We start from the raw sequence: 7,418 nt of genomic DNA, 5'->3' as shown, positions 1-7,418 counted from the left end.
CGTGCCCCACCAGAAAGGTTCCAGTGACGGTGGCTAAGTGACTGCCTTCACCGGGAGGCTGAGTCCTGTGCCACGCGCCTACCCACCCGAGTTCCGAGCACGAGTGATCGCTCTGGTTCGAGCCGGCAAACCGCAAACCAGACCGCCCACGAGCTCGACATCCATCGCGTCACGCTCTCGAAGTGGGTCAAGCAAGACAAGATCGACCGCGGAGAGATCCCCTGCGTCAACACGAGCGAGTCCGCGGAGCTCCGTGCAGCACGTCGCCGCATCCACGAGCTCGAGACAGAGCTGATCGTCCGGCAGAAGGCGAAGTTCCTGGGCGAGGACCGTCCGCGCCCCAAAAGGATCTACCCGGTGATCGACCGTCTCGTCGATGCCGGGGTCCCGGCGGACCGTTGCCGCCGGGTTCTCGGCGTTGCTCGGCAGAACTACTACAAGGCGAAGCAGGACTCCGACTTCGACGCAACTGCGGCGCGAGTGGCTCACCGGGTTGATCCGCGAGAGGAGAGTCCCCGGGAGTGGTGGTGCTTGAGGGCTGGCGGCGAGGCGTGGATCTGGTCCGCGATTCGGTTCGTGTAGCGCTCCAGGAGCTGATCGAGCTTGAAGCGACCGAACGCGTCGACGCCCCGCCCTATGAGCGCACCGACGAGCGTGTCACCGAGCGCAACGGCCACCGGTCACGAATGCTCACGACCACCGTCGGCGACGTCGAGCTGCGAATCCCCAAGCTGCGCAAGGGGTCGTTCTTCCCGATCATCCTCGAGCCCCGCCGACGGATCGGCCAGGCCCTCTACGCGGTGGTGATGGAGGCTTACGTCCACGGCATCAGCACGCGCAGCGTCGACGACCTGGTCGAAGCAATGGGCGGCTCCGGTATCTCGAAGTCCGAGGTCTCGAGGATCTGCAACAACCTGGACGAGACCGTCGGCGCGTTCCGCACCCGGACCCTGGACCATGTCGAGGTCCCCTACATCTACCTTGATGCGACCTACCTCCACGTCCGCAACCACCCGGGCAAGGGCGGCCAGGTCGTATCCATGGCCGTCATCGTCGCCACCGGCGTCACCGCGACCGGTGAGCGGGAGATCCTCGGCCCGGACGTCGGCGACAGCGAGGACGAGGTCTTCTGGCGCAGTTTCCTGCTCAGCCTCAAGCAGCGCGGTCTGGCCGGCGTGAAGCTCGTGATCAGCGACCAGCACTCGGGACTGGTCAAGGCGTTGAAGCGGGCGTTCCAGGGTGTCGCGCCAGCGGTGTCGGGTCCACTTCGCCCGCAACCTCCTGGCGCACGTCCCCAAGGGACGGGCCGACTACGTTGCTGCGGCGTTTCGGATGATCTTCGCCCAGCCCACTGCTGAGGACGTCCACGCGGCGTGGAACAAGACCCGTGACGAGCTCGCCGCCCGGTTCCCCAAGTTGGGTCCGTTGATGGACGACGCGAAGGCCGAGGTGCTCGCGTTCACCGCGTTCCCGCGCGAGCACTGGCGCAAGGTCTGGTCGACCAACCCGCTCGAGCGGGTCAACAAGGAGATCAAGCGCCGCAGCCGGGTCGTCGGGATCTTCCCCAACGCCGCCGCGGTGATCAGGCTCGTCGGGGCGGTGCTGATCGACATGCACGACGAGTGGATCGCCGGCGACCGCCGCTACCCGTCCTAAGGGTCTATGGCCAAGCTCTACGAGACCAGCGATACTGACTCGGTCGCCACCATCGAGAGCAGCGACGTATAGGCACCGAGGATCACCCCAAAGCCCACCACCCCGCGGGGCACTGTCATCCGCGAGGTCCACGTCGCGTCCCGCGGCACCTACGGATACCGGCGCGTGCACGCCCAACTCACCCTGGGCATGGGGATCACCGTGTGCGAGTGCACCGTGTGGTTGCTGATGAATCAGGCGGGCATTGTCGGGCTTCCCTGCCCGGCACGGGTCAAGCGGCTGCGCGGGGTCGTCACTGCCGACGATTTGGTCAACCGAAACTTCCATCGACTGCACCCGAACGAGCTGTGGGTCACCGACATCACCCAACATCGCACCCGGGAAGGGTGGGTGTACTGCACAGCGGTCCTCGACGCGCACAGCCGCCGGATCGTGGGCTGGTCGATCGACTCCAAGCAGGACTCGACCCTGGTCGTGAACGCTCTCGACATGGTCATCTGGAACCGTCAGCCAGAGCCTGACGGGATCGTCCACGCCGATCACGCCACCCAGTTCACCTCATGGAACTCCGACCGAGTTGATCCGCTCGGCAGGGCTGCTGCCCTCGTTCGGGACCGTCGGCGACGGGCTCGGCACGCGATGGTGGAGAGCTTCAGGTCTTCGATGCAGATCGAGCTCCTCAATCGCCGGCGATCGACGACCAGAGTGGAACTCGCCAACGCGATCTTCGAGTACATCGAGATCTTCTACAACCGCCAACGCCGCCACCTCGCGCTCGCTACCGCGCCCCAATCGAGTTCGAAGTAACCTCCAAGAACGACACCACAACCGCAGTCAGTTAGCCACCGCAACTGGAATCCAAACGGTGGGTCAGCTCAGACTGTCACCCGTTAGTGCAGCACACGCCAGTTCAGGACCTAACCAGTATCAAGCCCTGTTGACCCGGACTGGGACCTGCGCGATCTGTCGCAGGGAGTTCGACTGGACGCCTACGACCTTTCCAATCACCTCGATGTCGCGGATCCGCTTGATCATTTCCCCGTAGAGTGTTGACATCTCCAAGCGGGCAAGCTGGGCGCCGAGACATGCGTGAGCGCCGACGCCAAAGGAAAGGTGCAGATTCGGTGACCGATCGATCTGGAAATTATGCGGATCCACGAAGACGTCTGGGTCGCGGTTAGCGGCTGCGTAGAACATGACGACTTTGTCTCCGGCACGAATCTGCTGATCCCCGAGGACCACGTCGCGAACCGCCGTACGACGAAATTGCATCACGGGGGTCACGAACCGGAGCACCTCTGCCACGGCGGTTCGAACCAGCTCAGGCTGACTACGCAGATCAGACCACAACCCCCTGCTGCTGATCTCAACGATGCCGCCCGCAATGGCGTTACGCGTCGTTTCGTTTCCAGCCACAACCAGTAAGTTCCAGAACGCCGCCATCTCCGCCTCGTTGAGGCGCTCACCATCAATTTCGGCCGTTGCAATGAGGCTGATGAGATCACCACGCGGATGCCTTCGACGGTCCTCGGCAATCCGCTGCCCATACTGAGCCATCTCGGTCGAGGCTTCAACGAGGGCGTCGAGGCTGCCCAGATCTGGGTCGTCAGCGAACGTAATAGCGTTCGTCCACTTCAGGAGCAGATGCCGCTCCTCCCGGGGGATGCCTAGAAGATCAGCAAGAACACAGATTGGAAGTTCGGCCGCTACCTTGGAGACAAACTCAACCTCGCCGTCCGCGATCATGTCGTCTACTAGCTCTTCAGAGATTCGAGCGATCGACTCGCTCATGATGCGGATCGCACGCGTGGAGAAGAGCGGCCGGACAAGTTGACGAATCCGGCCATGGGCGGAGCCATCCATATTGATCATCATGGCGCGGGTCGCTGCTAGACCATCCTCGTCGAGGCTGGCGAGACTCACTCCGCCGAGCCACGACGAGAAGGTCTCGGGTGTGCGCGAGACATGGCTAACCAGCTCGTGACTGGTAACCGCCCAGAATCCCGGGTCGTCCTTCAGCCCGCCGCCCAGTGGTACGTACTTGCGGTCACGCGGCTTCTCGTCGTGCCAGGCAACGGGGGCGGAGGACCGCAAAGCGTCGAACGCGTCAAACGGCGGACCATCCGCGTAGGAACTTGGCGCCGTTAGATCGATGCCGATGAAGTCAGCCGCTCGAGCCGCACCTATAGGCGCAGATGAAGGCGTCACTGGGATGAATGTCGTTGCCACAAAGTCCTCCTACAGTTGCTCTGCGAGCGCAGCGAAGTCGATGGCGAAGTCTGTCGACGACCCGTCGCGTGGTTGGGTGGGGTGTGATTTGAGGACAAATGCCTCGAGGATGTAGCCGCCCAGAGCCTCGGTTGTGTCGTAGTAGCCGAACTCGGCGGCACCCTCCATCAGCCCGCCGCCCATCACCATCGGCACGTCGATGGAGTCGAGCCATGCTCGCGTCCGCTCCCATTCGACTGGCCCCGAAGAAACGTTCAGCAACATGTGGTGAATTCCAGCGCCCCAAAGATCCCTGAATTCACGGTTGTAATGGCTAGGGCCATGCGTCGGCTGAATGATTTCTAGCCCGAAATCTAGAAACGGGATCGCCAGCGCGGTCAAGTATGCGTGATCCACTTGCTTATTACGATAAAATGGACGTTCCAGGGAACCCTTTTCCGTGCGCCACTCGCGAATTTCCCACGTGTTCAGGCCGAAAACATCCCGGTAATTCTGGATTGTTTCCATCACGTCGTCGACGACAATACCGAAATGGTTAATACCGAAGATTTGCAGAGGACCCGTGCCCTCCGGTCGAGAGTAACTTCCTCTGTGATCGACCCGGCAACCAACTGGTCCAGGACCCGAGGACTCAGGTTCCACGTCAAGCTCGACATAATATCCGCCAAGGGCTTTGCGAGTGTCGAGGAAATAGCGCTGGATTCGGCCGTCCACCGTCATCGAGGCGGCGACTTCGATGCCTAGCGCGGCCGCGCGGGCACGAACTTGTACGAAATCGTCCGAATTGACCTGACCGAGTTTCAGATGAGAAATCCCCTGCCGCCGCTTGAATCGAAAGTCCATGAAGACGGACTCACCACTCACGGGTTGAACGAGCTCAAATGAGACAGGACGATTCAGATTTTCGGTACCATCCCACCCGCAGTCATCAGGGGGAACACTCGTCGCAGTAGCGATTCGTAATCGTGGGGCTTCCACGCGGCGCCCGCCAACGGTCGCGTTCGTAATCTCGGCCGGACCCAGGTCGCGAATGTACCACTCGTTAATGCCGAAAATCTCGGCGTATCGTTTGGTGGCCAGATCGATGTCACGGACGACGATACCGACGTGGTGGAGTCGGTCGACGCTCAAAGGCGATGCCATCTCAACTTCCATCACGCGTCAACTCCCCCACACAACCGTCTCGGACCACGATCGAACATCTGCGGGCAGCCAGCGATCATATAGGTGCGTAAACTCCTGCTGGCGATAGAACTCGATTCCACCAGTCCCCCGCTTTCGTTCCACCATGGGCATCTCGCCACCGGCCGAACCGGTCTTGGTCCGCAGACTCCAATGCTTGTCGTAGACGAACTGGTTCTCCCAAAGTTCGAGTAACAGGAAGTGCTCTGCGACGTCGACACTTCGCAACCACTGATACTGCAAGCAACCTGGCTCGCGCCTGGTCAGCATTTGGTCAGCAACGAGGTTGGCACGCAGCTGCGCGGAGTCCGTCAAGCCGATCTGAAGCACGACCCTGACGGCACCCCGGCCCGGCCATACGATGGCTGACTTCTGCGCCCCGATCGCGGTTGCCGTCCATGCAGCGCCCGGCCCGAATGGTTCCACCATGTAGAATTCCGAAGGCGACATATCATTGGCCGCGTCGTGCAGCTGGCCTAGGAGCCAATCTTCTTTAGGATTAGCGACCGCACTCGCCCAATGTTCGGCGTACTGAGCCTGGCTGGGCCATACTTCCACTAGCGCGAATAGACCATCGTCGTTGACCGCAGCGTATGCCTCAGCTTCGCTCGCACCCAGCTCATCCCTTAGCCGGTCCGCATAAGCTTCGAGCCCCTCTGGCGCGGCGTTCATGCGCCCTTGATGAAGGCTTCGGATGGGCCCACTCAACGCCCACCTCCGATCCGTCGAACGTTGCCCAGCGGCGTAGCAGCGCCACTTCTCGTCCCTAGTACTTCGGCGACGAAACCGGTCAACTGCTGGTCCTTACAGGTTTGAACGGGCACGACTGGCTCCCCCTCGCAGGTGTTTCTGCGCGGGCCGTGCCGCGCGCCTGACATAGCGTCAGTGACTCATCGACATCATGTCAACCAGCCGTCTTGGTGTCAACGCATCCGGCTCCCGAGCACCTTCCACCAGTCGTCGGTTAGTGACTCCACTGTGATGGCTGCGAGCGGTGACAAGTCGAGGAGTCGGGTCTGTCGGATGACATGGAATGCCGAGATCAGACGGCAGGCGTGAAGTAACGCGTCGTCGTCGGCGAGGTCTGTGCGATGCCGCTTGAGGAACTCGGCGGTCGCTCGGATGCTGGCCCCCATCTGGGCGTCCCGTAGTTGGCGGACTACAGGTTCGAGTACGGTCGCTTGATCGACGATGGTCGGCAACGGTTCCATCGGGTCCCATAATCGGATCGCGTCCACGACCCATTCACGCACGCCATTACGCGTGAGGGGCACGAGCTCGAAGAGCTCGGTGAAGACGCGATCGAAGTGAACGCCCAGTTCGTGGACCAACTGCACTGCGACAGCCGCCTTCCCGTCGAAGTGCGTATAGAATGTCGGCCGGCTCGTTCCTGCGCGTTCTGCGATTTGGCCCACGGTAGCCGCCGCATAGCCGAACTCTCCGAAGACCTCGATTGAAGCGCGCAGAAGGAGAGCCTTGGTCTGTGCGCGCTGCTCAGCGCGCTGACCGAAATACTCCAAGTATGTCGTGTGCACGTTACGACACTAACGAGGTCTTCCGGGTGTTCTCCCGCGGGATCCCGCGCAGGCGACCGGCGCGCATCAACCGCTTCACCGCGCACAGCGCGGCCGGGATGGCCTCTCGGCTGGCTCGGCGTGGACCTTTCTCGCACCATAAGTACCTGGATCGCCTACTGGACAACCTTGATGTCTTCAACCAGTTCGGTGTCACGGATTGCGCTCGCCGACAGCGGCCCCGGCCTTGACGGCGTAGTAGCTGCTCGGTGTGATCTGGACACGACCTTCCTCAGCGCAACGCAGATCGGCTCGACCTCGCGCCCGTCGAACAGGCGTGGACCTCGATATGGGCAACTACTTCGGGATGGGGCGGTCGAGCTCCGCCGCGAAGGAAACCGCAGATGTCATCAGAATGTGGTTCGCTTGCCGCAACGCGCCTTGGCCCTCGCGATGCCCGGCCGGGCACCGTTGTCGATCTCGGCCTTCCGGACCCGCCCGCGCAACGCCTCGGGTGCACGCCGAGCTGCTCCGCCACACGGTGGATCGCGTCACTCTACGAGGCCGGGTCCTACGCAGCTCGACCGCCATTCAGGTGGCCATGCTCACGCAGCTCGCCTGGGTACGGTCTGGGTGGTGCCATGACTCTCGTCCTCCATGGATTGAGCGCCTCCAGACCATGGGCGAATTTTTCCCAAGACGTATCGAGGATCGGACCCGTTCAAGAGGGCCTGCGGATATCGACACAGTCCCGCTAAAGGCCCGACTAGAAGTACTCCTCAACTTGAGCTCCAACTCCTCGGGGAAGTCCGGGCAAAGCGGTGACTGAGGACTTCT

General features: G+C 62.0%; 5 protein-coding genes and 1 pseudogene. 2 read left to right on the top strand and 4 right to left on the bottom strand.

The features are described 5' to 3' along the window. Positions 1–521 precede the first annotated feature (521 nt). Both ACYQ1K_RS27555 and ACYQ1K_RS27550 read left to right on the top strand, forming a co-directional pair. Positions 522–1,728 (top strand): annotated as a pseudogene (locus ACYQ1K_RS27555) (IS256 family transposase). A 93-nt stretch (positions 1,729–1,821) separates the two neighbouring features. Further along, a complete protein-coding gene (locus tag ACYQ1K_RS27550; protein WP_459986830.1) occupies positions 1,822–2,463 on the top strand; it encodes a transposase in 642 nt (213 codons plus the stop codon). 120 nt (positions 2,464–2,583) lie between these two features. Here ACYQ1K_RS27550 and ACYQ1K_RS27545 read toward each other — a convergent pair whose 3' ends face one another. The 4 genes from ACYQ1K_RS27545 to ACYQ1K_RS27530 form a co-directional block, all read right to left on the bottom strand. Further along, entirely contained in the window at positions 2,584–3,885 is a 1,302-nt protein-coding gene (locus tag ACYQ1K_RS27545) for a cytochrome P450 (RefSeq protein WP_459986829.1), read from the bottom strand. 9 nt (positions 3,886–3,894) lie between these two features. Further along, complete coding sequence (locus tag ACYQ1K_RS27540; protein ID WP_459986831.1) at positions 3,895–5,040, bottom strand: VOC family protein; 1,146 nt, start codon at positions 5,038–5,040, stop codon at positions 3,895–3,897. Positions 5,041–5,046: 6 nt separating this feature from the next. Further along, positions 5,047–5,739 (bottom strand): putative quinol monooxygenase, encoded by a 693-nt coding sequence (locus ACYQ1K_RS27535; protein WP_459986828.1) that lies wholly within the window; start codon positions 5,737–5,739, stop codon positions 5,047–5,049. A gap of 251 nt (positions 5,740–5,990) precedes the next feature. Continuing rightward, a complete protein-coding gene (locus ACYQ1K_RS27530; RefSeq protein ID WP_459986827.1) occupies positions 5,991–6,602 on the bottom strand; it encodes a TetR/AcrR family transcriptional regulator in 612 nt (203 codons plus the stop codon). Between the last annotated feature and the right edge of the window lie 816 nt (positions 6,603–7,418).

The sequence above is a fragment of the Nocardioides sp. AN3 genome, from assembly GCF_054653495.1.
The sequence above is the reverse complement of the archived record's forward strand: the minus strand, read 5'-3'. Positions and strand labels throughout refer to the sequence as shown.